Here is a 2,337-nt window from a genome sequence, read left to right on the forward strand (position 1 = left end):
CCGGAAAACCATGTACGAGCATCACCGGCGGCCCGTCGGCTGGTCCGGCGTCGGCGACGTGGATCGTGATGCCATTGCCCAGATCGATGAACTTGTGCTCGACGCCATCCAGGGCCGGCAGATTAACCATGGCTTGACAATTTAGCAACGGAAGCGAAACTGACAGGCGTTAAACACGAAGTGTGGTCATTCACCGCAAGATCGGGATAGTTGCGGGGGTGTGCGCGGCCATCGCCGGGGCAACGATCGGCACGGCAGCACGCGCGCAGGCCAACCCCTTTTCCGCGCAGTTCGAGTCGCCGTCGGGAGACATCGCCTGCAACCTCGTTAACTACCCTCCGACGGACACTCACTCGGTCGCAAAGAATTTCGTGCAGTGCGACGTCGCAAACCACAGCTGGGTGCACCCGCAGCCGCCCCCACACGGCCGGACCGACGCCACCACTACCTTCCTCCTCATGCGGGGCCAGGCGCCCATTGTCGGCTACAGTCCAGGCACTTTGGCGGCTCCCGACGCGACGGATTACAGCCAAGCGTGGTCCGGGGGTTCGATCACCTGCAGCACCGAGCAGTCGGCGGTGAAATGCACCGACGTCAGCACCGGGCACTTCTTCCGCGTGTCACTGGAGTCCTACGAGCTGGGGTGATGATCCTCAGGCGGCGACCAACTCGCGCACCTCGGCGGTGCTGGACTTCTTCGGCGGCAGAGCCAGTTTGACGATTTTGCGCACGACGGTGGCGAACTGTTTCGGCAGCGAACCCGAGTTGTACGGGATGCCGTAACGCCGGCAGATCTCTCGCACCTCGGGGGCGATCTCCGCGTAGCGCCGAGCGGGAATGTCCGGGAAGAGGTGATGCTCGATCTGGTGCGAAAGGTTGCCGGACAGCAGGTGGAAGAGCTTGCCGCCGGTCAGGTTCGCCGAACCGAGGATCTGACGGAAGTACCACATCCCGCGGGACTCGTCGCGCGTCTCCTCGACAGTGAATTCTTGTGTGCCATCAGGGAAGTGCCCGCAGAAGATGATCATGTACGACCAGACGTTGCGGATCAGATTGGCCGACAGGTTGCCGGCGAACACCAACGGGGCAAACGGCCCGGCCAACAGCGGGAAGGCGACATAGTCCTTCAGCATCTGCTTGCGGGTTTTGCGCCAAATGCCTTGCAAGACCTCACGTTTGTCAGCCAGCCGGATTTCACCGGCCTTGATGCGCTCGGTTTCCAGTTCGTGCAAGGCCACCCCGTACTGGAAGAACACCATTAGCAGAAAGGCGTAGACCGGGTTGCCCAGGAAGTAGGGCTGCCAACGCTGGTCCTCGCTCATTCGCAGAATGCCGTAGCCGATGTCGCGGTCCATGCCCACGATGTTGGTGTAGGTGTGGTGCATGTAGTTGTGCGAGTGCCGCCATTGATCGGCCGGGCACGCGGTGTCCCATTCGAAGTCGCGGCCACGGATGGCGGGGTCACGCATCCAGTCGTACTGCCCGTGCATGATGTTGTGGCCGATCTCCATGTTGTCGAGGATCTTTGCCACTGAAAGCATCGCGGTGCCTGCCAACCACGCCGGCGGCAGGATCCCGGCGAACAGCAGGGCGCGTCCACCGACTTCGAGTGCACGCTGCGTTTTGATCACACGGCGGATGTAGTCGGCGTCGCGCTGGCCTAGGTCGGCCATCACGCGTTCCTTGATGGCGTCGAGTTCAGCGCCGAAAGCGTCGGCCTGCTCGGGCGTCAGGGCGATCTTGGGCTGTGTCATGGGCTTCTCCAGCTTCTCTAGAGGGCGATATCGACGTCGCCGACGGGGACGGACACACAGATCTGCACGTCCTCGTCGGGCGCGGTCGACACCGCGCCGGTGGTCAGGTTGCGCACCACACCGCAGGTTTTGCGGCGGGTACAGGTGTGGCAGATGCCCATCCGGCATCCGCTCTCCGGGGTGAGGCCGGCTGATTCGGCTTGCTCCAACAGCGGGCGACCGTCGTCAACGACCTCAATGGCGCTGTCCGCGAACGTCACTAGCCCGCCCGACGGCTGCGCGGGCAGCTCGAGCGTCCGTGCGACGAAGCTTTCCGAGTGCACGTTCTCGCAGTGCTCACTGACGGCGTCGACTAAAGCCGCAGGGCCGCAGACGAATACAGCATCTGGTGACGGCATCGCCGTTGCCAGATGTTCGGGCCCGAACCGGCCTTTCAGCTCACCGCCGGCCGACCGAGTGTAACCGTGTAGCACCCGTACGCCCGGCATCTCGGCGAGTTCGTGACGATAGCAGGCCTCTGCGGGGGTGCGTGCGTAATGCACGAACGCGATTTCGCCTGAGTGGCCTCGGTGGACCAGCGTGC

General features: G+C 63.4%; 3 protein-coding genes and 1 pseudogene. 1 reads left to right on the forward strand and 3 read right to left on the reverse strand.

The window, feature by feature from the left end:
* Positions 1-130 (reverse strand): annotated as a pseudogene (locus WBF82_RS02805) (alpha/beta fold hydrolase); the annotation flags it as partial.
* A 52-nt stretch (positions 131-182) separates the two neighbouring features.
* On the opposite strand from WBF82_RS02805, the gene WBF82_RS02810 reads away from it, so the two are divergent.
* A complete protein-coding gene (locus tag WBF82_RS02810) occupies positions 183-647 on the forward strand; it encodes a hypothetical protein (protein ID WP_424381580.1) in 465 nt (154 codons plus the stop codon).
* A gap of 6 nt (positions 648-653) precedes the next feature.
* Here WBF82_RS02810 and WBF82_RS02815 read toward each other — a convergent pair whose 3' ends face one another.
* On the reverse strand, positions 654-1,754 hold the full coding sequence (locus WBF82_RS02815) for a fatty acid desaturase family protein (RefSeq protein ID WP_424381581.1): 1,101 nt from the start codon (positions 1,752-1,754) through the stop codon (positions 654-656).
* A gap of 17 nt (positions 1,755-1,771) precedes the next feature.
* On the reverse strand, positions 1,772-2,337 hold a 566-nt coding region (locus tag WBF82_RS02820), incomplete at its 5' end, for a flavin reductase family protein (protein WP_424381582.1).

This window comes from Mycobacterium sp. (assembly GCF_049673265.1).
GTDB lineage: Bacteria > Actinomycetota > Actinomycetes > Mycobacteriales > Mycobacteriaceae > Mycobacterium.

Excerpts from the sequence above, each read along its gene's own strand:
- WBF82_RS02815 (WP_424381581.1), bottom strand. The coding sequence starts at position 1,754 with ATGACACAGCCCAAGATCGCCCTGACGCCCGAGCAGGCCGACGCTTTC.